Origin of the sequence: Imperialibacter roseus, from assembly GCF_032999765.1 — a bacterium.
GTDB classification, from domain to species: domain Bacteria; phylum Bacteroidota; class Bacteroidia; order Cytophagales; family Cyclobacteriaceae; genus Imperialibacter; species Imperialibacter roseus.
Map to the genome: position 1 here is coordinate 6,699,741 of NZ_CP136051.1, position 21,422 is coordinate 6,721,162.

Genomic DNA, 21,422 nt, shown 5'->3' on the forward strand with positions numbered 1-21,422 from the left:
TCTTACCTCTCCCAGTATTTGCTCCTCTTATAATCCTTCAACCGAAGCTTACGGCCATCCCAGGCGACCATTTCCACGAGGATGTTTGGATAGGTTTGGGTGAAGATGTATTGGTTAATTTTTTCTTCGTCCAGCTGTACCGTCACTCGCCAGGTATCTTGCTGTGGCAATCCACCGGGTAGTGAATCGATGGCTTCAAGTGGCGCCACACTAAACTCCGCATCGTACACCCGGGGCATGTCGGCCCGGCTGTTGATTTGTGTGGCATACACCGGCATGCGGAACCATAGCTTGTCTTTGAATTTCAGGGTTCGCAGGGTGTAAGGCAGCTGATCTTCCCAAAGCGGGGTAGCATCCAGCATTTTGGTGTCGTCTCCCTGCCCGTCCCAGTAGCTGTGGTAGGTGTACTCCAGCTGACTGCCTTTTTCCTTCAGCATCTTGAAGGTGTTGCCGCACCATTCCTGGCTGGAGTTGGTGAATTTATGGATTTGCACCGGGTTGTTTCTGTGAAAGAAGATGCTTGTAAGAAAGTGGTAGGGATAATTGTCTGTAGGGATGTCAGCAAACTGGTTCACCTTCATTACTTCATAGAGGTCGGTTCTTTCGTAGTCATCTGTTTTTACGCCGAACTCAATATTGAAGTCCTCTTTTACCAGGATATAGACATAATCAAAATAGCGGGGTTTGTTGTAGATGGTCCGGGCGGCATTGTAAATGGCCACTTCAGCCTGCCCATCATCCCAAAGATCGTTTTTTGCCCAACTTGTGTCGAAATACTCATTGAGCCCCCGATCGTCAGGTGAGTCAAATACTTGATCGCAGGCTGTTGCCAATAGCAGAACGACTAAAGCAAAAAGGAATGGGTTGTAGGTCTTCATTCTATTATTAGTGTTTTGAGCCTCCCCAAATCATCGATGGTGTCCACATCGCTCAGAGGCGGGAGCTTGTGGAAGTCTTTGTTCTGGCTTTCAATATAGTCAGTTGTCTTTTTGTACACCGAGCTGGTGCTCCACTCAATGCCCTTGAAGATACCGCTGTCAAAAGTTTTCATTCCCAGCAAGTAGTAACCTCCATCACGGGCAGGGCCAATAATGAAATCACGAAAAGCAAGACACTCAAAACCCTTTTCGATATAGAGGGCTTCCAGTTCCAGACAATCGCTGCCAATGATGGCTGCCCTTTCATAGCCAAGCCCGACCACTTCTTCGAATGCATTGGACATGCGCTCGCCAAGGTCATCGCCCTTTTGCTGTTTCAATATGTATCCGGCGTTAGAGAAAATATCGTTTTCGGGAATGAAGCTGGAGTAGAAAACGTATTTGTCTTGCACGAGATCAGCGGTGATGTCTTTAGTGTGCTGTAACAGCTCAAGATAAACCTCAAGCGCTTTTTCATCACCAATGTCTTTTGCGAGGCGGGTCTTTACCTTGCCCAGCTCGGCATTTTTCACAAAAATAATGAGAGCTTCTTTAGTCATATACTTTTATCCCTTCCTTCAGCCACACTGACCAAAGCTTGTTGTAGCAATGCACACTGTCGGTTGCCTGGTTTTTCGAATTGACCACTGTGTACCCTTCGTTTTTCCATTCAAAAATACCACCGTACAAGTTTTGAACATCGGTATAGCCCAGGGCTTTCAGCTTTTCTCCAATTTTTTCGCTTCGATAGCCGACGGAGCAGTACACCACAATTGGCTGGTCTTTGGCAATGTCTTTGACCATTTCAGGCTTGAACGTTTCGTAGTCTACCCATTTGGCACCAGAAAGATGGCTAATATCAAACTCAGCTTTGGCTCTTGTGTCAAGTAAGATTGGCTTTTTTGCCTGTTGGATACTTGCCAGCGAATCAGCCGAGATGGTAGGCACCGACTTGCTGTAAAGCGTAGAAAGGAGCACGTCGTAAGCACTTTGCGCTTGCGTAAACTGAGGCAAGGCAATGGCGAAAACGAGCAAGAGTAATCTTCCGGGTGTTGTCATCTCTTTAATAAGCTAATTGCTCCCTGTTTTGTTCTCTGGGGTAACACCACTTCCCATGTAAAAACTCCAATGACCAACAAATATTCTGTGATGATGGCCCACCAGGGAATTTCGTAGCCAGTCGCTGTGTAGCCAACATATGTCCATAGAATGGCGTAAGACCACACAATGGGAAATTTATAGCCCGAGAACACGGACAGGGCTACCAATGGCACCACATACCATGGGTGGACGGTGGTGCCCGCCAGGTAGTAGATAAAAAAAACGATACTTAGAACCTGGAAAAGACTTCGGTCTTTTGGCCAGTTTGTCCAACTCACGATCAGAATGAGAACGCCGCCTGAGAGTGCTAGTCGGGGCCCAAGTGTGGCTATAATATTGTAGCCTTTCCACCAAAAGCCTATTTCCCGGAACAGGTAGTAGAACGAAGCATTGAACTCGAACTTTCGAAAATACAGATTGAGGCTTTCTCCCTGCCCGGTTAGCCAGGTGGGGTCGATCAGTGGCAGAAAGAAGAGCAGAGAACCTAGCAGAGTGACCAACACCACCTTCCACCAGTTTTTCTTGTCGCCTGCGAACATCAGTGCGGGGCCAGCGATGACGGGAGTTAGTTTGGTGGCAATAGCGGCCGCTAGTGCAAATGGGCCTGCAAGCAATTTCTTAGCGGCAATTAACACGACAGATAGAATGAGAAACAGCGCCATCATCCCTTCAAAGTGAAGGTTGCCAGACACTTCCATGATGACCAGCGGATTAAGGGCGTAAACGGCCAACAAAGAGGAGGGCTTGCCACTTTTCTTTAGATAGTGGGCGATAAAAAACAGAAACACGATCTCTGTTGCTATGAGTAAAAGCCGCATCGGGACGATAGCGCTGAGCAAAGAACCATTATAAGTGAGTGTGCTCAGCCAAAATACCAGTTGATGGAATGGCGGGTACACTGTGAAGTATTCTTTTGAATTGAGCCCATCGTAGAGCTCGGCCGTCAGTGTGGGAATAGCATTACCCGCTTCCATGTAAAATGATGGCGGGTGGCTGAATGGATGGATGCCCTGATGCCACAGCAAGCCATCCCATATGAATCGGTAGAAGTCATCAGAAAGCGCCGGGAGGGCGAATAGGAAAATCAGGCGGAACAGGACGGCAAGGCCAAGAATCCATTTCAATTCAGCTTTTTGTAAAGCCAGGAAGGCGAGAAAAAGTAAAGCGAATGAGCCCTGAAGAATCCAGGCGTCTGTTCTTTGAAGCTTGTAGGCAAGCAAAAAATAGATCAAGCAGGAGAGCGCTCCCGCAACGGCCCATTTAAGCTTTGGAGGCGAGAAACCCATAAGGTTTAATTGAGAGTAGGAAGATGCCTCCGAAGCCTATGGTAAGCATGAGATGGAAAAATATCAGCCCAAAGTCGGACAGGTAGAAGGCCGACCAAAGGCCAAAGGCAAAGTAAACGGAAAGAAGGCCTTCGAGCACAATCGCCGGTGTTAGCTTCCATTTGATGTACTTGTTGGTTTTCCAGGATATTTTGTCTTTGAGAACGTTGAATTTGGGTGTGCGCAAAAATGGCGTCTTAATGCCGAGCCAGCCTTCAAGCACCGCAATGGCATTGTGTAGTGACATGCCCATCGAGAAGGTGATGAACATGGGGAAGTGAATAAGAAAGTATTTTAGCGGCTTTTTGGGAAATGAAGAGCCGCTGGCAACCCAGTAAAAGTAGCTCACAAACAGAAAGCCGAGCACGAACACACTGGCCGCATTGAACAGTGTGCTGTATGTCGGCAAATGGTTCATTGTGTAGAGCAGGGGTAGGCTGAGTAGTGAGGCCGTGAAAAGGAAAAAGAAAAGCGAGCTGTTGAGCAAATGCTGGACGGCGTGAAGCTTGTTTTTCAACGGCAAGGTCGATGTGAGCACAGCCCCCAGGTTTTTTCTGGCTGTTTCGGCGGCGCCTTTGTTCCAGCGGTACTGTTGTGACTTTACTGCCGGCATAAGGATGGGCAGCTCTGCGGGAGACTCAACATTTTCAAGGAACGTGAAATGCCAGCCTTTCAGCTGAGCTCTGTAGCTAAGGTCGAGGTCTTCGGTGAGCGTGTCTGCTGTCCAGCCGCCGCCATCTACTATGCACTTCTTTCGCCAGACACCGCCCGTGCCGTTGAAGTTAATGAAGCTACCCGATGCACTACGGCCTGTTTGCTCTACCGAAAAGTGGGCGTCGAGGCCGAAGGCCTGTAGTTTGGTCAGCCACGAGTAGTTGCGATTGAGGTGACCCCAGCGGGTTTGCACCATGCCCACTTTCGGCGTGGTAAAGTGGGGTAATGTTTCCTTTAGGAAGTGAGGGTCTGGCAGGAAGTCGGCATCGAAAATAGCAATGAACTCAGCACGAGCCTGCTCAAGTCCGTTCTGCAAGGCACCCGCTTTGTAACCTGTTCTTTCGTGCCGACGCAGCACTTTTATGTCGAAGCCTATCCTTCGATATTCTTTGGCCACTTTGTCGACAACCGATTTTGTCTCATCATCACTGTCGTCAAGCACCTGGATTTCCAGTTTTTCTTTCGGGTAGTCGAGCAGGCATACTTGCCTGATCAGCCTTTCCACAACGTACAGCTCGTTATAAATAGGCAACTGTACGGTCACCAACGGAAGCTCTGTCAGTGGTGCAATGGTGGCTGGTGTTGACTTCTTGCTTTTTCGGTAGCGAATGGCCAGGTGCAGCTGTCCCAGGCTGAACAGAAAGATCAGCGACAAAGAGAGTCCGTAACCAATAATAACCAGCCAGTCGATCATAAGTACCTGAAGATTGTCCAAAGTATTTTGTAGCCTGCGCCGATGGTGCCTTTCACCGTGCCCGACACTTTGGAAACACCAATGCGCTGCCGATAGTTTACCGGCACTTCGGTGGTTTGCATTCCCAATTTAGCCGCTTTTAGCTGCATTTCTACAGTCCAGCCATAGGTTTTGTCCTGCATGTTAATGCGCAGCAGGCTTTCATATTTCACAGCCCTGAAAGGCCCAAGGTCAGTAAACTGCACTCCGTAAAACCAGCGGAGGAGGGTGGTGGCTAACCAGTTGCCAAATATTTGCTGTGGTGTCATGGAGCCCTTTTCTTTTTTGCCAAGAGCCCTGGAGCCGATCACGAGATCGGCTTTGCCGTCTATAATCGGTTGTACCAGCCCGTACATTTCTTCAGGATAATCGGAGTGATCTCCATCGAGAAACACCACGATATCTGGCAGGTCGTCGACCTGGCCGGCGATGTGCTGCATACCGCAAAGGCAGGCGTTGCCATAGCCTCTTTTTTCTTCTCTGAGCGCCGTTGCTCCTCTCGACTGTGCCTGAGCAAAGGTGTTGTCAGTCGAACCATTGTCGATGACGATGATTTCGGATACCAGTTCTTTGGGGATCTCGTCAATCACCATACCTACGGCGTTCTGCTCATTGAAGGCAGGGATGATGACTTTGATGTTGGGTTGGCGCACTTACGGTTGATTTACAAGCAAAAATAGGGAATGCATTGGATTAGGAGGTCGGGGGTGGGACAAAAGGTTAGCATTAGCCCATATCCGCATCTTTTATCAGGCGGTTGATTTCGGACTTTAGCAAGGGGAGGTGTTTGGTTAGAATAGCCCAAATGTTTTCATCAGAAATATTATCGTAGGAATGAATGATTTGATTTCTCAACCCGACGATTCTGATAGCATTTGTGATCGGGAATTCTGGTTCTTTGTCAAGAATCCTTCGAACGGCTTCGCCGATAATTTCCAGATTTCTCTCGACGCCTCTCTTCAAAAGAAGATTTCTTTGGTAGCTGACAAAGTCATGTGCTTGCCCGTCGAAATAGCTTTCAATTTCATTGATGGAGCCATCAATGTCATATAGCCACTTCAGTACCTTTTCGTCCATAAACCAGCGCCTTGGTTCTATTGATAGATTTAATTAGAATAGGATTCCGAAGGGTTTGGACTTCTAAAAGATCCACTTTTCTGCTGAGTAGAGATTCCAAAGATTCTTTCAGGTTCATATAGTTGTCGAAATAGTCGGCCAAATTCACATCACCAAACTTCACCAGAAAATCGACATCACTGTCAGCATCAAAAGAGTCTGACAGTATGGAACCAAAGGCGAACAGCTCAATTACCTTATGCTTTTTGCATAGGGTCGATATTTCGTTAATATGATCCTTGATGATTTTCATCCGTCGCATGTAAATATAACAAATATTTTTCTCTCATAATTTAGTCCAGTAATGACTCCCGATATGCCGAGAGTATCTCCAAGAGTAGAAATAACTCTATTGATAGTTGCTTGCCAGGCCCACATCGCCGAAACCGTTCTTGGCCCCGGATGGGCAAGTACCTCTGTCAACGCCGGTACCTTTCGCACCAACTCCGTTGGCAGTGACAAGGATCGGCAGCTTGCGGCTTACCATGATTCAACTGGCGATGTGGTGCTGGCAAAGAGGCTCAAAAGAAGCAGGAGCAATGCCTGCTGAGGAAGTGAGCTTGGTGGAGTGACTCCACGCTAGCTATTGTACTTCTTATTCATATAATCCACCGACTCTTTGACCAGTGTTTTAAGAATACCAAGATCCACGTCTGTCAATTTGTTAATATAGAGACAAGACTTCCCGGTTTTGTACTTTCCGAGCTTCTGCATCAGCTCTTCGTACCGGCCGAAGCCTGGCATGATATAGAGCGTAAGGCTCGTTTTTCTTGGCGAAAAGCCGGTTATCATCCAATCACCTTCCTGTCCGCTGGCATATTTGTAGCGATAGGTGCCAAAACCAACTATAGATGAGCCCCACATCTTTGGTTTTTCGCCAGTCACCTCCTTCATCAGCTTCAGCACCTCAAAGGCGTCATTTCGTTTTTTCTCATCCTCCACTTTGTCGAGAAAGCCTTCCACGCTTACATCGTTGACTTTTGTTTTTAGTTCGTAGGCCATAGTGATGTATTTTGACTCAGGAATTAAGAAAAATCTACTTTAACGTGAGTTCGATATAAAAAAGCGAGGATTTAGGATGAAATAAGGCGAGAAATTAGTATATTAAGTGACTGACAATCAACGTAATAACTAACATTCTCGCCTATGTTAACATCTAATAAAATTACTGAAATTTTCTGTTCCATTGATGATTTCACCTTAGAATTTGTCCCAAAATTTGAAAGCCACCTTCTGGGGGTTAAAAAAAGAAACAAACCAGGCAAGCTTTCCCTGTCTGAAGTAATGACTATTCAAGTACTGTTTCACCTGTCTGGTTATAGAAATTTTAAGACTTTTTACAATGCCTATGTTTGTATCCATTTGCGGTCTTACTTCCCTGCTGTGGTCAGCTATAATAGAATGGTTGAGTTAACAAGAGATAGTATGGTTCCTTTGGCTATCTACCTAAAAAGTCAAAGCCTGGGTCGTTGTACTGGCATAAGTTTCATCGATAGTACACCCCTTAGAGTATGTCATAACAGACGCATCCACAGCCATAAAGTTTTTGATGGACTAGCAAAAAGAGGTCAATGTTCGATTGGATGGTTCTATGGCTTTAAACTGCATTTAATCACCTCAGATACAGGAGAAATCGTCGATTTTATGCTTACTCCAGGCAATGTGGATGATCGTAAACCACTGCAAATAGAGCGATTCATTAAGAAACTATTCGGCAAGTTGTTTGGGGACAAGGGATACTTGAGCAAGGAGCTTTTCAAAAACCTATTTTTCAGAGGGGTACATTTGGTCACCAAGCTTAAACGAAATATGAAGACATCTACTGTCACCCCAATCATGGATGCCATCCTGCTACGCAAGAGAGCCATTTGTGAAACGATCATCGATCAACTAAAAAACATCTTCCAAATTGAACACTCAAGACATAGAAGTAGCGCTAACTTTGTCACCAACTTATTCTCAGCATTGATAGCCTATAACTTCTGCGAGAAAAAGCCCTCAATTAGGGTTAACTACAAAGACTCCGGACAGCTTTTTCTCCCTTTATAGATCAAAATTATATCGAACTCACGTTACTTTAAATGCAAGGGACTACAGCCCAAAGCACTACACCTTTGTGTTTTCCTTTTTATCGTACCATAGCTGCACCAGCCCCGAGGGGAAAGTCAGGCTTTTTTTGAAGGTCAGGTTTTGCTCTGGGCGGCCGTCTTTAAACAATCTAATGCCGCTACCCAGCAAATGAGGAATGACTGAAACGATTACTCTGTCAATCAGAGAATATTTGAAAAGCTCAAACACCAGGTCGCCACCACCATCGCAGTAGATGTTCTTGCCCTTTTCCTTTTTGAGTTTCTTAATAAGAGCCGGCAAGTCATTAAAGTACTCAACGTTTTCATCCCTGCCTGTTCTGCTATTGGAGAGCACCCACACTTTTTTGTCTTTGTGGTGAAACTCTCCTCCAAATGACAACACTTTGTCGTAGGTCTTCCTGCCCCAAATGACCGTGTCGATGCCAGCGGTGAATTCCGCATAGCCATAGTCTTCGCCAGGCACCTGTACTTGTGACAGAAAATCAATATTGTCGTCTTCTTTAGCGATATAGCCATCGAGACTCATAGCGATGTAGAGATTTACTCCCCTGTTAGTAGTCACCATTTATCAATTAATAAGTAGTGTAAATAATCCCATGACAATTTTTTACAATGTGTATAGCAGACACATTTTTGCTATTAACTACTTTGCAAGCCAAGTTTGGTAATGCCCTTTCGGGGGCAGCAACGTCTAACGTTGCACGGTTGATTAGGTTTGGTAGCCCGGCGGTCTTTTAGAGCGCCGGGCTTTTTTTATTTCTTCTTTTCCGCCAGCAGCAGTGCCTCCAATTCGGCCACCGCCTCAGGATTTTCGGCAGCTATGTTTATCTTTTGGCCAGGGTCTGATATCTGATAGAGTTGCATAGCTGTGTCACGCCCTGACTCTGTGTTGGTATACTGGTAAATTGCCGGGCCATCATTTGGAGGAATAAGGTACCACTTCAGGTTGCGAATTGCTTGCGTGCCCGATGCATGCAGAACCAGCGAGCTTCGGCCGATGTCAGATTTCCCAAGCAACGCATCTATCACGTTTTTGCTGTCGGCGATGGTGCCGGAATCCGCCGTTACACCTACCAAAGATGAAAGGGAGGCTGGCAGGTCGACCTGGCAAACCAAAGCATCCGAAACACCCGCTTTAACCTTTCCAGGCCAGCTGACAATAAAAGGAACCCTTGTACCACCATCGAACAGGCTGTATTTCCCGCCTCTAAGCGGGCCCAATGGCTGGTGATCGCCGAGAAGTTCTACAGCCTGATCCTGATACCCGTCGTCTATCACAGGCCCGTTGTCGCTCGAAAAGACGATCAAAGTATTTTTTGACAACCCCAGGCTTTCGAGGTGTTTTGTGATTTCGCCCACACACCAGTCGGCTTCCACAATGGCATCACCTCGTGGCCCCATGCCCGATTGACCAACAAATCTTTCGTTAGGCGTGCGGGGAACATGGGGCTGGTGCAGTGCAAAGTACAGGAAGAAAGGGCCATCCTTTTGCTCCGTCATAAATTCCCTGGCCTTATCGACAAATACATCAGCCATGTCTTCATCCCGCCATAGGGCAGCTTTTCCGCCTTTCATAAAGCCTATTCTGGAGATGCCGTTGTGAATGCTCATGTCATGACCATGACTGGGATGCATTTTTAGCAACTCAGGGTTGTCTTTGCCGGTGGGCTCTCCCGGAAAATTCTCCTTATAGTTGATCATCAATGGGTCGTGTGCTTCAAGCCCAACCACCTTTTGATTTTCCACAAAAACTGTTGGCACCCTGTCGTTAGTGGCAGCCATCATGTAGCTGTAGTCAAAGCCGATATCGTTTGGGCCTGGGCTAATGCGCTCGTTCCAGTTTACATTGCCGTCGCCAAGACCAAGGTGCCATTTGCCAACCACCGCTGTTTTGTAGCCAGCTTTCTTTAAAAGGGAGGGGAGTGTTGCCATCCCAGGCCGTATCAGTGCAGGTGCATCGCCAGGCAATACCCTCGCATCCTTATTTCGCCATGGATAAACACCTGTCAGCAACCCATACCTCGAGGGTGTGCAGGTGGCTGAAGTACAATAGCCTTGCGTAAAGCGGAGGCCAGCGGCAGCAAGTTGGTCAATATTGGGAGTGCTTATGGTGCTGGAGCCATAAGCGCTCACATCGCCATAGCCCAGGTCGTCGGCCAGTATAACGATGATGTTGGGTTTAGGCGTAGTTTCCTCAGCTGGTTCCATTTTGCAGCCAAGTGCTGCCGCCAATGTCACCAGCGAAAGTGCCTTTATTGAGGAGCTATTTATCATGGTTGCGCTTTGTATTCTTTGAAGTACTTTTCAAGTACAAAAGGAGGTTGGTGCACGTCCGGTTTCCTTTCGAAAGTAGTTGGGTCGTACTCCATTGGCACAATTGTTTTGGCTGTAAGCTGCAGCGTATCGTCGGTTCTCCTTTGCCAGCTGCCTAACAAGCCCATCATTTCCCTCACTTTTACCTCGTGCTCCTTTTCACCAGCCAGGTTGACTAGTTCATCAGGGTCGTTTTCAAGGTCGAAGAGTTGTGTGTGGTCGATCATAGGGTATCGTATCAATTTCCATTTCTTGTCCCGCACTGCCCGGTGCGTGCCCCTGTAGGTGGTGAATAGCGAGGTACGAACACCTCCTTCTTTGCCCATAATTACCTTCGAGAGGTCTTTCCCGTCCACACCCTCAGGTGGTTCTACGCCTGTAAGGTTGCAAAGTGTAGGGAAAATGTCGTAGAGGTAAACCAGTGCATCTCTTGTTTCATTGGCTGGCAAGCCGGGGCCTGCGAATACCAGTGGTGCCTTCATGCTGTGCTCATACAGGCTTTGCTTCCCCACAAGGCCATGGCTTCCCAGGGCAAGCCCATGGTCGGCAGCGTAGACTATTATCGTGTTGTCGGCAAAACCGCTGGCTTCAATCGAAGCGATAATGTCGCCTATTCTTTTGTCGGCGTGGGTAATCATAGCGTAATATTCCCTGAGTTGATCCTGAATCATTCCAGGGTCTCTCGGCCACGGTGCCAGGTGCTCATCTCTTACCTGCATTTCATTTATTTCACCAAAATTGAAAGGATGCCAGGGCTTAAAGTTGGCCGGTAACGGAACGGTGTCTCCCGCATATTGCTCCAGGTATTGTGGCAATGGACTTCTAGGGTCGTGAGGGGCTGTGAAGGCTATGTAAGCAAAGAAGGGATTTTCGGTACCCTTTTGCGATGTAATGAAGTCTATCATAGCATCAGCAAAAAGGTCGGTGGAGAAGCCTTTTTCGATAGGTTCGGTAAAAGTGGAGTCATTCACTTTGTCACGGACGGCTGTGTTGAAATGATCATCCATTCCACCCAGAAACACATTCTTTCCCTGCTGAAACGAAGCCAGAAAACTGTTGCCACCATTGTGCCATTTGCCGGTTCCAAAAGTAGTGTAACCATTGGCGGCCAATACCTGCGGCATGGTGGTGACCGTGTCCAGCTTGTCGTATACATGGTAAAGGCTTTTGCCACTCATGAGCATGGCTCGGCTCGGGGCGCAAACGGCCCCATGAATAGAGCCCATGCAGTAGTTGTTAGTGAAGCGCACACCACTTGTTGCAAGCGCATCCAGATTAGGCGTTTTAATAATTTGGTTACCAGCTGCCCCCAGTGCATCAGCTCGCTGGTCGTCGGTGAAAATGAAAACAATGTTGGGTTTTTTAGGCTCCTCTTTCTTTTGTGAGCACCCCATCAGAACTTGAAAAAAAAGCACGACGGCCAGAGAACCGACGCTAAAAATGGCGCAATATTCTTTCCTCATGGCTAAAAATAGAAAACCATCCACATTTATAAATGGCTTCTTGCTAATATTTGACATGCCTAATTCTATTTTATTCATTAAACTGTGCTATAATCCTTAGGTATGAAAGCAGTATTTGGTAAGGTCGCTCTATTCACTCTCGTGGCAGTTGTCTTTTTTTGTCTGGGCCATTACGTGTCGCTAACACAGGAGGAAACGATTAGCTGCGACAATATTATCAAAGCAGGTGAACTGATTGGAGTGCCACTTACCCGTGCCGAGGCTGACTCCATGCTTGATGGCATTGCCTCGCAAAGGGAGAGCTATCTTTCCATGCGCAGGAGCCCATTAACTAACGACGTGGTGCCTGCCATGCAGTTCAATCCGCTCCCGTTGGGCTTTCGCCACCAGAGCCATTATAAAGGGTTGAAATTTGGCGATTACAGTGGAACCTTGCGACCTGCCGCTGACGAGGAGCTGGCTTATATGAGTATCGGAGAGTTGGCGGAGCTCATCCGAACCAAACAAATTTCCTCACTTGAGCTTACGCAGTTTTATATAGACAGAATTAAGAAGCTTGATCCACAGCTGCACGCCATCGTGACCCTCATGGAAGACTATGCACTTGAAAAAGCTGCAAATGCTGACAAGGAAATTTCACAGGGTAACCACAAAGGTCTTTTGCATGGGATTCCTTTTGGAGCCAAAGACTTGCTGTCCAAGAAAGGCTTCAAGACGACCTGGGGGGCCATGCCTTACAAAGACCAGGAGTTTGACGTGGATGCGACTGTTGTCGAGCGGCTGGAAAACGCTGGGGCAGTTTTGGTGGCAAAAACCACACTTGGCGCTCTTGCCATGGGCGATATTTGGTTTGGAGGCAAAACACGGAACCCCTGGAATACCGAGAAGGGAAGCAGTGGTTCATCGGCGGGTTCGGCATCCACCGTTTCGGCGGGTTTGCTGCCGTTTGCTATTGGTTCGGAGACGTTGGGATCGATTGTGTCACCATCCACCGTTTGTGGCGTAACCGGACTGAGGCCTACTTATGGCCGGGTAAGTCGCTACGGAGCCATGGCCCTAAGCTGGAGCATGGACAAGCTAGGCCCATTGTGTCGCAATGTGGAAGACTGCGCCATTGTGTTGGCTGCGATTGGCGGACCTGACGGAAAAGACGCTATGGTGTTGGACTTTCCGTTCTACTATGAGCCTACTGTCGATCTGAAGGCACTCAGGATCGGTTATGTAAAAAGTGACTTTGACAAAGAATACGCCTTTCATCGTCAAGACAGCGTAGCGCTGCAGGTCTTGAAGGAACTCGGAGCACAACTTATACCAATTGAATTGCCTAACCAGCCGGTAGGGGATATGACCATTATACTTTCGGCAGAGGCTGCAGCCGCTTTTGAGGAATTGACATTAAGCGGCCGGGACGATCAGTTGGTTAACCAGCTAAAGTGGGCCTGGCCTAACAGCTTCAGGGAATCCCGGCTAATTCCGGCTGTAGAATATATCCAGGCAAACAGGCTTAGGACTCAACTTATTCGAGATATGACCGATGTTTTTGAAAAAGTGGATGTGTACCTGGCTCCTTCCAGAGGAGGCAGCAATCTACGAGTCACCAACCTGAGCGGCCACCCATCCGTAGTGCTGCCCAATGGCTTTTCTGATGACGGCACTCCCACCAGCATTACCTTCACCGGCCGGCTATTTGATGAAGGGACTTTGCTGGCGGTTGCAAAAGCCTACCAGGAGGCTACAGGCTGGCATAAGAAACATCCGGAACTTAAGTGACGATACTTCAATATATTATTTTGTCCAGGGTGTGAAAATAGACGACTCATACCTGTTTAGCTGAATTTTTCGCAACATACTTACATTTAATTTCTGGAATCAATCCTTCCCAGGGTGACGAAAGTCACCTTTTTTGCTTTGTAGTGTCATACCCTCCGCTTGCTCCCTCCTATACCTTAGCATCATCAAATGGTTCACAAAACTATTCAGAAAGATGAAAAGATTATTCGCAATTACCGCCCTTGTATTTCTGACTGTAGCAGCTATAGCCGGACAGCCCTTCAAGGCTGAAAAGGGATCAAAAATTACTGTTTCTGGCACCTCTACCATGCATGACTGGACCATGGTTTCAGAAGATGTTAAGGTGGACGCAAGCATAGCCGACGGAGGGGCGACGATTGAAGGGCTGAAACTAAGTTTGCCAGTTAACACCCTCAAGAGTCATAAAAGTGGGATGGATGACAATGCCTACAAAGCGCTTAAATCAGACAAAAATCCACAGATCACATTTAACCTGAAAACTTCGCAAGCCAAAGGATCATCGCTTGTTCAGGGGGCTGGGAAATTAACTATCGCAGGTGTGACTAAAGACATAAGTCTTGACGGAAAGCTGGAGCCGCTGGCTGATGGCAAATACAAACTCACAGGTTCTTACACACTTGACATGGAAGTATACAGTGTGGAACCACCTTCTTTTATGTTCGGCACTGTTTCAACAGGAAAGGAAGTAACGATTACCTACGAAATTATTCTGATTAAATAAATAAAAACCAATAAATGTCCCTTATCATGAAAACGCTAAATAAATTTCTTGGGATACTGATTGTCTTAGGACTTTCCGCAACCAGCACATTGATGGCTCAGCAACCTGACCTTCAATTTTACAGAACAAATGACGTAAAAGGCCGCAATGTTTTTGAGACTACAAAAGCAGATACCATACCTTTTGACGGCTTAAAAGTGAGAGTGGGTGGTGACTTTGCCATCGAATTTCAGGGAATTAACCAAACAAACTCGCTCGACAGCCTTTTGGACTTGGGTACCAACTTAAACCTCCCCACAGCCAACCTGAACCTCGATGTTCAGTTGTCTGATGGTATGAGAATGCACTTGAGAACTTACCTTTCTGCCAGGCACCACAACGAATCCTGGGTAAAGGGTGGTTATATTCAAATCGACAAGCTTGACTTTATTAAGCCAGGTTTTGCAGCCGAACTAATGAAGGTAGTTACTTTTAGAGTGGGTTTAGACGAGATCAACTTTGGTGATGCACACTTTAGAAGAACTGACAACGCCAGGGCAATATTTAACCCTTTTGTTGGTAACTATATCATGGACTCTTTCACCACTGAGGCTTTTATTGAGGCAAATGCCCAAACCAACGGTTTCATTGGAGTGTTGGGTATATCTAATGGTAAGCTGAACCAGAGCGTGGTAGTTACACCTACCACCGACAATAAAATTTCCTTCTACGGAAAAGTGGGTTACGACAAGCAGTTTAACGATGACCTGCGCTTCAGAATTACAGGTAGCTGGTACATGAACAGCGGGTTGTCTACCGGATCCTATCTTTACGGTGGCGACAGAGCAGGTGACAGGTACTACAACACTTTGATTTCTCTTGCTGAAGCAGCTAGCGGAGTGAACGCCACAAGTGCTTTTGCCAACGCTCGCTTTAACCCAAGATTCAAACAAATGACCGCTATTCAGATCAATCCTTTCCTTAAGTATCAGGGACTTGAGTTGTTCGGTATCTATGAAATAGTGTCCAACAGCAAAGACCAGGGCAGCGGTTCTTACACCCAGACTGCGGTTGAAGCCATCTACAGAATTGGCGCTGCTGAGAAGGTGTTCCTTGGAGGTAGATATAACTCAGTGAACGGTAAAGCCACAGATGCGGCCACTACCCAAAAGATCAGCCGAATCAACCTTGGTGGCGGATGGTTTATGACCGACAATGTGGTTGCCAAGCTAGAGTATGTTAATCAGCAATATACTGAAGGCTGGACTGGCAAATACAATGACGCCGAGTTCAAAGGCATCATGATCGAAGCAGCTATTAGTTTCTAGTTGGTTTTTGGTAAGTTAGTTATGGAATGCCCGCTTAGTGGGCATTCCTTTCTCTTTTTGATATGAAGCTTCTTCTCATAGTAATTGGCTTTTACTCTCTCTTCTTCAGCAATGGAGACGAAAAAAGGATGGTGGCGTGGGTGATTGAACCCTCCAGCACCCTGATTATTAATGGAGCTTCCAATGTTAATCAATTTACTTGTGGAATGTCGTCGTACCAGTATGCCGACACGCTGGAGCTGTCTGAACGTACGGCCTCATACATCAAATTTTCCCCTAACAAACTATCGCTCCCTGTTGTCGATTTTGATTGTGCGCACAACATGATCACCAGCGACTTCCAGGAAACCCTCCAGGCTGATATATATCCTGAAATCGGAGTGAGCTTTTTGTCGCTGAACGCCGTTTCATCTACAGTGCCGGGCGTTACAAGCTACGACGCCGTAATGCTCATAGAACTCTCAGGAAGAAAAAGAGAGGTGAGTATCCATTTCGATTTTTGGGAAAAAAGCTACAGCCTCTATAATCTGGTAGGGTCAAAAACTCTGCGTTTTACTGACTTCGAGATGGTGCCTCCGTCAAAGATGATGGGGCTCGTAAAAGTAGCCGACGAGCTTACCATAGATTTTAATTTGGTGATCAGGCCGCTCTAGCCATAACTTCTTATGACCTGATCTTCAGTAATTTATCAGCCTTGCATGCATTGATTTTCAACCGCTTTTGACTATTTTCATGGAAAAGCGAGTCCTATGAAAACGAAAAGGGCAATTTTTATCGTCGGCTTGATTTTTTACCAGGCCGCATTGGCACAAATTGGTTCGAAAGTAAAAGAACAGACAAGTCAGGGGCTGCCAGGCACCTGGGTCAACACCGAATTTGGTTACACTATGACTTTGCTACTCCTTAGCAATGGTTCGGGAGAGTTTGATGGTGAATCTATTACCTATACCGCAGGTGACAACAGACTAGCGATCAAATTTGCCACCGAAGTAGTGACCTACCAGTATAACCTGGCGGGCGATCAGTTAACGCTTTCCGGAGGCGATTTGGATTCTGCCATCACATTCGGGAAAAGTGGGGCCGAAAGGCAGGCCACTGCTAATGCACTGCCGACCCAGACTGCTGATTCTCCAACCCGCTCAATCGTTGGCAACTGGGAAAGCCAGGGGCAGGTGCTCGACTTTATGGCCAACGGCAAGGTAGTGATCGACGGTAATTCCTTTGACTACCAAACACAGGGCACCACAGTGATACTTTCCACTCCACAAGGTGCAGTGCAGTTTCAGTACCAACTGGGAGGAAATACTTTGACATTGACAGGCCCTGGAGGAAGCCTTGTCTACAACAAATTTAACGGGAGTGTGCCGCCGGCCGGGCCGACTGGAGTCTCGTCAAACTCGGGTTCCGCTCCGGCCGAACTCGCAGGGAAATGGTGCTACGTCAATGTAGCAAGCACCGGTTCGGGAGGTTGGAGCACCGACGAGTGCATCATTTTAAATGCAAACGGCACCTACGAATACTACAGTGAAAATTCGGGCAGTGCAACCGTGACCAATCAATATGGCACGCAGATAGCCACAGGCGGCACAAGTTCGCAGACGTCCGATGCAGGCACATGGAGCTTACAGGGAAGTGTGTTGGTGGCTAGTTCCAGATCGGGCGGCAACCAGTCATTTACGTTTGAAAAACGGAACCATCCCAAAAATGGTGATCCAATGATTGTACTTAACGGCCGAACGTATGTAACCTTTTACCAGAAACCACCTTGGCGGTAAAGCGGTTTATCTTAGAAAACGTTGAAAAAAGTACCGAGCCAGCCGAGTATAATGCTAAACAGAAAAAGTAGTAGTAGAGTAATCATAATGCTAATTACGTGGTTTTTGTGAAAAGGATGCTGAAACTTTAGCTGTACAGACATTTAACACAATTTCTTTGTTATCGTTTTGGCTTTATTTAATGGCCCGGAGGTTACACCCTTTGTCAATTTTTTCACTGCCGCTAGTGGAATATGACAAGCCATATATGGAGGCCTGTAATTTTCCCTTTATTTTCGAAGGTCAAATAAACAACTATGGCTAGAGATAACTGGGGAAGTAAGTTTGGTTTTGTAATGGCCGCTGCAGGCTCTGCTGTGGGCTTAGGTAACATTTGGAGATTCCCTTACCTGACAGGAGAGAACGGTGGCGGTGCTTTTGTATTTGTCTACTTTATCTGCATCCTTCTGGTAGGAGCTCCCTTGCTTTTTAATGAAATGGGGCTTGGTCGTTTTTCCAGGAAGAACCCTGTGGGCGCATTTAAGGATACTGGAGGAAGTAAGTTTTGGGTATTTGGCGGGGGTATATTATCGCTTTGTGTGAGCTTCTTTGTGCTCTCTTATTACGGCGTTATTGCGGGCTGGACAATCGGATATATGTATACCGCCCTGTTCGACATACCTCTGGATTTTGATGTTTTCCGGGCTAATCCGGTCGCAATTTTACCACTCTTCGGCATTTTCATGGCGGCTTCTACACTTATCGTTTTGGGGGGCATAAGTGGAGGCATCGAAAAGGCAGCCAAGATCATGATGCCTGTGCTGTTTATTTTATTGATTGTTGTAATTATCAGGAGTGTAACCCTTCCTGGGGCCATGGCTGGAATTGAGTACTACCTTGTTCCGGACTTTAGCAAAATCGGAGCAGGAACTATTCTAGCCGCTCTCGGTCAGGCCTTTTTCTCTATGAGTATCGGCTGGGGAATGATGATCACCTATGGCTCTTACCTGCCAAAGGACAGTAACATCGTAAGCTCAGGTCTTTGGGTAGGTATTATGGATACCGGTGTGGCATTGCTGGGTGGATTAATGATTTTCCCTGCCGTGTTTGCCTTTGGCATGCAGCCAGACCAGGGTCCTACTTTGGTTTTTAAGATATTACCAGTCATTTTCGAATCGTTACCTGCAGGTGGCAATATCATAGGGGCTTTTTTCTTTCTTCTGCTTTGCCTGGCTGCTCTTACTTCTTCCATAGCAATGATTGAAGTGCCGGCTTCCTTTTTCATCGACAACAAAAACTGGAGCCGAAAAAAGGCTGCCTGGGTGGTGGGGATTGCCGCCACAGTCGTGGGACTGCCATCTGCACTCTCCAGCGGCGGGGCCGACATATTTACCAATGTTTCTATCACAGTATTTGGCAACACCTATGGGGGTGTAATGGACATCATGGACTTCTTCTTCGGCACGTTCTTCATTGTGATCGTGGCGCTGATGACCTGTCTTTACACTGGTTGGGTCATGGATGTCACCAAAATATCAGATGAAATAGCTGAGGGAGCTCCATTTTTCAAGAAAGAGCTTGTGGTGGGCATCACTCCGGCAGCCATTTGGCGATTCTTCATTCGCTTTGTGTGCCCGGCAGTTATCGGACTGGTGCTGATTAATATGATGGGGATATTCTAATACGAAAAAGCGACCCGGGACGTGCCTCAACAGCCTTCCCGGAGCGCTAGATTTCTACTTCTTAGGCGCAGGGCCTAATCCTTTCTTCGGATCATCTTTCCCCTTTGCTGGTTGCGACGGCTTTGTTTCAGCAGGTTTTTCGTCCTTCTTCTCTGAGGTCGTTTCCTTTACTTCCGTTGCGGCTACTTTTTTGGCAGTTTCGCCCAAATAGGCTGGCAGCTCAAGGCCGGCCATCTCAAAGATTTCTTTCAGTGGAGGCACAGACTGGTACATGCCAGAAAGGAAGTTGGCTGTCGACGTTTTGCCGTCTTTGCCAGTGCCCGAATCCCAAACGGTGATTTTCTCGATTTGGATATTCTTGATGGCCTCCGACTGCAGCCTTACCAGCTCCGGTAGCTTTTCAGCAATAATAAGCATCGCTGCATCTTTCGAGCTGTTGCCGGCAGCATTCACTATTTGCTTCAAACCTTCGGCCTGCTTGGTCAGCACCTCATAAATACCCCTGGCTTCTGCTTCTCTCTTCATTATGATCGAATCGGCCTCACCTTTGGCACGTCGTCTGATCATTTCGGCTTCAGCCTCGGCGGCAATCTCTACTTTGAGCTTGTCGATTTCTGCTGGCACCACAATATTGGCCGTTTGGCTGGCTTTGTCTCGTTGGGCTCTAGCATTTTCCGCTGCTTGCTCGGCTGCATACGACTCCTCCAGCGCTTTGGCTTGCTTCACCTTTTCAGCCGCCATGGCTTTTCTGAGCGCCTCAGCTTCTTTTTCTCTTCTATCGGCTTCAGAGTTGGCTATGTCGATTTTGGCCTTGTTTTCTCCTTCAACTGCCCTTGCATTGGCTTCCGAAGTCTGGATTCTTTCGGTCTTTTGCGCTTCGGCTTCGCCAATATTGGCTTTTGCCAAAGCTTCCGACTCGCCCACTTTAGCGCTGGAGTCGGCATTGGCAATTTGGATCCGTTCTTTCTGTGCTGCATTGGCCTCACCAATTTTTGCAAGGGCGTTGGCATCGGCCACCTGCACCCGCTGATCCTGGTGCGCCATTGCCTCACCGATAGATCCGTCTCTGGTTTTTTCAGCCACGCTCTTGCGGGCGTCGTTAATAGCCTTGGCAGCTGCTTCTTTTCCAAGCGCCTCTATGTAGCCCGACTCATCCTTGATATCGGTTACGTTTACGTTGATAAGCTTAAGGCCAATTTTCTTTAGTTCTGCTTCCACATTGCTGGCCACGTTCGCCAGGAACTTGTCACGGTTGCTATTGATCTCTTCAATGTCCATCATGGCCACTACAAGCCTCAGCTGACCAAAAATGATGTCTTTGGCAAGGTCATGAATATGGTCTTTGGTTAACCCGAGCAGCCTTTCAGCTGCATTTTCCATCACGCCGGTTTCTGTAGAGATACCCACAGTAAAGCGGGAAGGCACGTCAACCCGGATGTTCTGCTTGCTGAGAGCATTGGTAAGGTTCACCTCTATCGAATTAGGGGTGAGGTCGAGAAAGGCGTAGTCCTGAAACACAGGCCACACAAACGCAGCGCCACCGTGGATACACTTGGAGGAGCTATGGCCGTCGGTACCGCCGCCCACTTTTCCGTAGACAACCATTACCCTGTCGGAGGGGCAGCGCTTGTAGCGACTAAAAAATGTGATAAGGATGATAAAAATAAAGAGGGCCACAATGGCCACTACGGGTAATGCGAATACGCTCATATTCAGCTAAAGTTTGCGGTAACTAAGAGTAGATTATTGTCTATAACATCACTGACCTTCACCACTTTGCCCGTTTTAATATCGGTCTCATCGTCGGTGATGGCCTCCAGCGTTCTCAGCGAACCCTGTACTTTTATCTGGATTTGGCCTATGCTGTTTCGCTTTGAGGCAATAGTAAGGTACACCTCACCCAATTTTCCTTTTGCATTGCTCATTTTTAGATTGCCGCTCTCGTCAGCCTTCGAAAGAAAGTAAAAGATGCTGGCCATAATTAACATCATAGCCAGCCCGGCGACCGAGGAGGCCACCAACGACCAGCCATCCGACATGCCGCTATCCAGGCAGGCTATACCCGTCCAGGAAAAAATGGAGAAGAAGGCCACAAGGTTTTTCAACGTAAGGAACTGAAAAGGAATGCCAGTGTCGGCGTCTATTTCTGCATCGGTAGACAGATCGTCGCCCATGTCACCACCTCCGATGAGGGTCATCAGCATCTGCAACAGGAAAAAAAGAGTGAATGGAACTGCCAGCGACCAGTATATTTTTTGAAGCAGGGTAAGGGTTTCCCACCAATTGGTGTATTGCTCAATCATTCTTTTTGAACCTTAAGGTTGAAAGGTTCAGTAAAATACGAAGTGTTGAGAAATTTCCTATTATGAAAAGA

At 47.2% G+C, this 21,422-nt stretch carries 22 protein-coding genes; 8 read left to right on the forward strand and 14 right to left on the reverse strand.

Features of this window, described 5'->3' with window-relative positions; translation table 11 throughout:
• Nucleotides 1–2: 2 nt before the first annotated feature.
• The 8 genes from RT717_RS28270 to RT717_RS28305 all read right to left on the reverse strand — a co-directional run bounded on the left by RT717_RS28270 (nt 3) and on the right by RT717_RS28305 (nt 6,159).
• Nucleotides 3–878 carry a hypothetical protein gene (locus RT717_RS28270; protein ID WP_317489655.1) on the reverse strand — a complete coding sequence of 292 codons (876 nt, stop codon included), beginning with the start codon at nt 876–878 and terminating at the stop codon, nt 3–5.
• Complete coding sequence (locus tag RT717_RS28275; RefSeq protein WP_317489656.1) at nt 875–1,477, reverse strand: TIGR04282 family arsenosugar biosynthesis glycosyltransferase; 603 nt, start codon at nt 1,475–1,477, stop codon at nt 875–877. The genes RT717_RS28270 and RT717_RS28275 overlap by 4 nt, the downstream gene beginning before the upstream one ends.
• A complete protein-coding gene (locus RT717_RS28280; protein ID WP_317489657.1) occupies nt 1,470–1,976 on the reverse strand; it encodes a rhodanese-like domain-containing protein in 507 nt (168 codons plus the stop codon). Before RT717_RS28280 ends, RT717_RS28275 begins: the two co-directional genes overlap by 8 nt.
• Nucleotides 1,973–3,304: a hypothetical protein gene (locus RT717_RS28285; RefSeq protein WP_317489658.1), complete on the reverse strand. Its 1,332-nt coding sequence runs from the start codon at nt 3,302–3,304 to the stop codon at nt 1,973–1,975. The genes RT717_RS28280 and RT717_RS28285 overlap by 4 nt, the downstream gene beginning before the upstream one ends.
• Nucleotides 3,279–4,751, reverse strand: a complete 1,473-nt coding sequence (locus RT717_RS28290) for a cellulose synthase family protein (RefSeq protein ID WP_317489659.1) — start codon at nt 4,749–4,751, stop codon at nt 3,279–3,281. Before RT717_RS28290 ends, RT717_RS28285 begins: the two co-directional genes overlap by 26 nt.
• The gene (locus RT717_RS28295; protein WP_317489660.1) at nt 4,748–5,443 is read right to left on the reverse strand and encodes a glycosyltransferase family 2 protein; all 696 of its coding nucleotides are present in this window, start codon (nt 5,441–5,443) and stop codon (nt 4,748–4,750) included. Before RT717_RS28295 ends, RT717_RS28290 begins: the two co-directional genes overlap by 4 nt.
• Nucleotides 5,444–5,516: 73 nt before the next feature.
• Nucleotides 5,517–5,867, reverse strand: coding sequence for a HepT-like ribonuclease domain-containing protein (locus RT717_RS28300; protein WP_317489661.1), 351 nt, complete (start codon nt 5,865–5,867; stop codon nt 5,517–5,519).
• The gene (locus RT717_RS28305; protein WP_317489662.1) at nt 5,836–6,159 is read right to left on the reverse strand and encodes a nucleotidyltransferase family protein; all 324 of its coding nucleotides are present in this window, start codon (nt 6,157–6,159) and stop codon (nt 5,836–5,838) included. The genes RT717_RS28300 and RT717_RS28305 overlap by 32 nt, the downstream gene beginning before the upstream one ends.
• Before the next feature lie 63 nt (nt 6,160–6,222).
• Here RT717_RS28305 and RT717_RS28310 point away from each other — a divergent pair, with 63 nt between their 5' ends.
• On the forward strand, nt 6,223–6,456 hold the full coding sequence (locus RT717_RS28310) for a hypothetical protein (protein ID WP_317489663.1): 234 nt from the start codon (nt 6,223–6,225) through the stop codon (nt 6,454–6,456).
• 29 nt (nt 6,457–6,485) lie between these two features.
• On the opposite strand, the gene RT717_RS28315 is transcribed toward RT717_RS28310, so the two are convergent.
• Nucleotides 6,486–6,908: a DUF1801 domain-containing protein gene (locus RT717_RS28315; RefSeq protein WP_317489664.1), complete on the reverse strand. Its 423-nt coding sequence runs from the start codon at nt 6,906–6,908 to the stop codon at nt 6,486–6,488.
• A gap of 144 nt (nt 6,909–7,052) precedes the next feature.
• Here RT717_RS28315 and RT717_RS28320 point away from each other — a divergent pair, with 144 nt between their 5' ends.
• Entirely contained in the window at nt 7,053–7,955 is a 903-nt protein-coding gene (locus tag RT717_RS28320) for an IS982 family transposase (protein ID WP_317487898.1), read from the forward strand.
• Nucleotides 7,956–8,012: 57 nt separating this feature from the next.
• On the opposite strand, the gene RT717_RS28325 is transcribed toward RT717_RS28320, so the two are convergent.
• From RT717_RS28325 to RT717_RS28335, 3 genes are all read right to left on the reverse strand, one after another.
• Complete coding sequence (locus tag RT717_RS28325) at nt 8,013–8,561, reverse strand: dihydrofolate reductase family protein (protein ID WP_317489665.1); 549 nt, start codon at nt 8,559–8,561, stop codon at nt 8,013–8,015.
• Nucleotides 8,562–8,749: 188 nt separating this feature from the next.
• Nucleotides 8,750–10,270 carry a sulfatase family protein gene (locus tag RT717_RS28330; protein ID WP_317489666.1) on the reverse strand — a complete coding sequence of 507 codons (1,521 nt, stop codon included), beginning with the start codon at nt 10,268–10,270 and terminating at the stop codon, nt 8,750–8,752.
• Nucleotides 10,267–11,829, reverse strand: coding sequence for a sulfatase-like hydrolase/transferase (locus RT717_RS28335; protein ID WP_317489667.1), 1,563 nt, complete (start codon nt 11,827–11,829; stop codon nt 10,267–10,269). Before RT717_RS28335 ends, RT717_RS28330 begins: the two co-directional genes overlap by 4 nt.
• A gap of 45 nt (nt 11,830–11,874) precedes the next feature.
• Here RT717_RS28335 and RT717_RS28340 point away from each other — a divergent pair, with 45 nt between their 5' ends.
• From RT717_RS28340 to RT717_RS28365, 6 genes are all read left to right on the forward strand, one after another.
• Nucleotides 11,875–13,542, forward strand: coding sequence for an amidase (locus tag RT717_RS28340; protein WP_317489668.1), 1,668 nt, complete (start codon nt 11,875–11,877; stop codon nt 13,540–13,542).
• Between the two features lie 214 nt (nt 13,543–13,756).
• A complete protein-coding gene (locus RT717_RS28345) occupies nt 13,757–14,305 on the forward strand; it encodes a YceI family protein (protein ID WP_317489669.1) in 549 nt (182 codons plus the stop codon).
• A gap of 26 nt (nt 14,306–14,331) precedes the next feature.
• A complete protein-coding gene (locus tag RT717_RS28350; protein WP_317489670.1) occupies nt 14,332–15,612 on the forward strand; it encodes a hypothetical protein in 1,281 nt (426 codons plus the stop codon).
• Between the two features lie 62 nt (nt 15,613–15,674).
• A complete protein-coding gene (locus RT717_RS28355) occupies nt 15,675–16,265 on the forward strand; it encodes a hypothetical protein (RefSeq protein WP_317489671.1) in 591 nt (196 codons plus the stop codon).
• A gap of 96 nt (nt 16,266–16,361) precedes the next feature.
• Entirely contained in the window at nt 16,362–17,387 is a 1,026-nt protein-coding gene (locus RT717_RS28360; RefSeq protein WP_317489672.1) for a hypothetical protein, read from the forward strand.
• 296 nt (nt 17,388–17,683) lie between these two features.
• Nucleotides 17,684–19,048, forward strand: coding sequence for a sodium-dependent transporter (locus tag RT717_RS28365; protein ID WP_317489673.1), 1,365 nt, complete (start codon nt 17,684–17,686; stop codon nt 19,046–19,048).
• A gap of 54 nt (nt 19,049–19,102) precedes the next feature.
• Here the strand turns inward: RT717_RS28365 and RT717_RS28370 are convergent, their stop codons facing one another.
• Nucleotides 19,103–20,758 carry a flotillin family protein gene (locus tag RT717_RS28370; protein ID WP_317489674.1) on the reverse strand — a complete coding sequence of 552 codons (1,656 nt, stop codon included), beginning with the start codon at nt 20,756–20,758 and terminating at the stop codon, nt 19,103–19,105.
• Nucleotides 20,759–20,760: 2 nt separating this feature from the next.
• Nucleotides 20,761–21,351: a hypothetical protein gene (locus tag RT717_RS28375; RefSeq protein ID WP_317489675.1), complete on the reverse strand. Its 591-nt coding sequence runs from the start codon at nt 21,349–21,351 to the stop codon at nt 20,761–20,763.
• Between the last annotated feature and the right edge of the window lie 71 nt (nt 21,352–21,422).

What these genes read in the sequence shown, in the direction of transcription:
- RT717_RS28310 (WP_317489663.1), top strand. Translation starts at nt 6,223, where the DNA reads ATGCCGAGAGTATCTCCAAGAGTAGAAATAACTCTATTGATAGTTGCT.
- RT717_RS28340 (WP_317489668.1), top strand. Translation starts at nt 11,875, where the DNA reads ATGAAAGCAGTATTTGGTAAGGTCGCTCTATTCACTCTCGTGGCAGTT.
- RT717_RS28280 (WP_317489657.1), bottom strand. Translation starts at nt 1,976, where the DNA reads ATGACAACACCCGGAAGATTACTCTTGCTCGTTTTCGCCATTGCCTTG.
- RT717_RS28270 (WP_317489655.1), bottom strand. Translation starts at nt 878, where the DNA reads ATGAAGACCTACAACCCATTCCTTTTTGCTTTAGTCGTTCTGCTATTG.
- RT717_RS28330 (WP_317489666.1), bottom strand. Translation starts at nt 10,270, where the DNA reads ATGATAAATAGCTCCTCAATAAAGGCACTTTCGCTGGTGACATTGGCG.
- RT717_RS28365 (WP_317489673.1), top strand. Translation starts at nt 17,684, where the DNA reads ATGGCTAGAGATAACTGGGGAAGTAAGTTTGGTTTTGTAATGGCCGCT.
- RT717_RS28335 (WP_317489667.1), bottom strand. Translation starts at nt 11,829, where the DNA reads ATGTCAAATATTAGCAAGAAGCCATTTATAAATGTGGATGGTTTTCTA.
- RT717_RS28360 (WP_317489672.1), top strand. Translation starts at nt 16,362, where the DNA reads ATGAAAACGAAAAGGGCAATTTTTATCGTCGGCTTGATTTTTTACCAG.
- RT717_RS28350 (WP_317489670.1), top strand. Translation starts at nt 14,332, where the DNA reads ATGAAAACGCTAAATAAATTTCTTGGGATACTGATTGTCTTAGGACTT.
- RT717_RS28305 (WP_317489662.1), bottom strand. Translation starts at nt 6,159, where the DNA reads ATGAAAATCATCAAGGATCATATTAACGAAATATCGACCCTATGCAAA.
- RT717_RS28345 (WP_317489669.1), top strand. Translation starts at nt 13,757, where the DNA reads ATGAAAAGATTATTCGCAATTACCGCCCTTGTATTTCTGACTGTAGCA.
- RT717_RS28315 (WP_317489664.1), bottom strand. Translation starts at nt 6,908, where the DNA reads ATGGCCTACGAACTAAAAACAAAAGTCAACGATGTAAGCGTGGAAGGC.
- RT717_RS28355 (WP_317489671.1), top strand. Translation starts at nt 15,675, where the DNA reads ATGAAGCTTCTTCTCATAGTAATTGGCTTTTACTCTCTCTTCTTCAGC.
- RT717_RS28370 (WP_317489674.1), bottom strand. Translation starts at nt 20,758, where the DNA reads ATGAGCGTATTCGCATTACCCGTAGTGGCCATTGTGGCCCTCTTTATT.
- RT717_RS28325 (WP_317489665.1), bottom strand. Translation starts at nt 8,561, where the DNA reads ATGGTGACTACTAACAGGGGAGTAAATCTCTACATCGCTATGAGTCTC.
- RT717_RS28275 (WP_317489656.1), bottom strand. Translation starts at nt 1,477, where the DNA reads ATGACTAAAGAAGCTCTCATTATTTTTGTGAAAAATGCCGAGCTGGGC.
- RT717_RS28290 (WP_317489659.1), bottom strand. Translation starts at nt 4,751, where the DNA reads ATGATCGACTGGCTGGTTATTATTGGTTACGGACTCTCTTTGTCGCTG.
- RT717_RS28285 (WP_317489658.1), bottom strand. Translation starts at nt 3,304, where the DNA reads ATGGGTTTCTCGCCTCCAAAGCTTAAATGGGCCGTTGCGGGAGCGCTC.
- RT717_RS28300 (WP_317489661.1), bottom strand. Translation starts at nt 5,867, where the DNA reads ATGGACGAAAAGGTACTGAAGTGGCTATATGACATTGATGGCTCCATC.
- RT717_RS28320 (WP_317487898.1), top strand. Translation starts at nt 7,053, where the DNA reads ATGTTAACATCTAATAAAATTACTGAAATTTTCTGTTCCATTGATGAT.
- RT717_RS28375 (WP_317489675.1), bottom strand. Translation starts at nt 21,351, where the DNA reads ATGATTGAGCAATACACCAATTGGTGGGAAACCCTTACCCTGCTTCAA.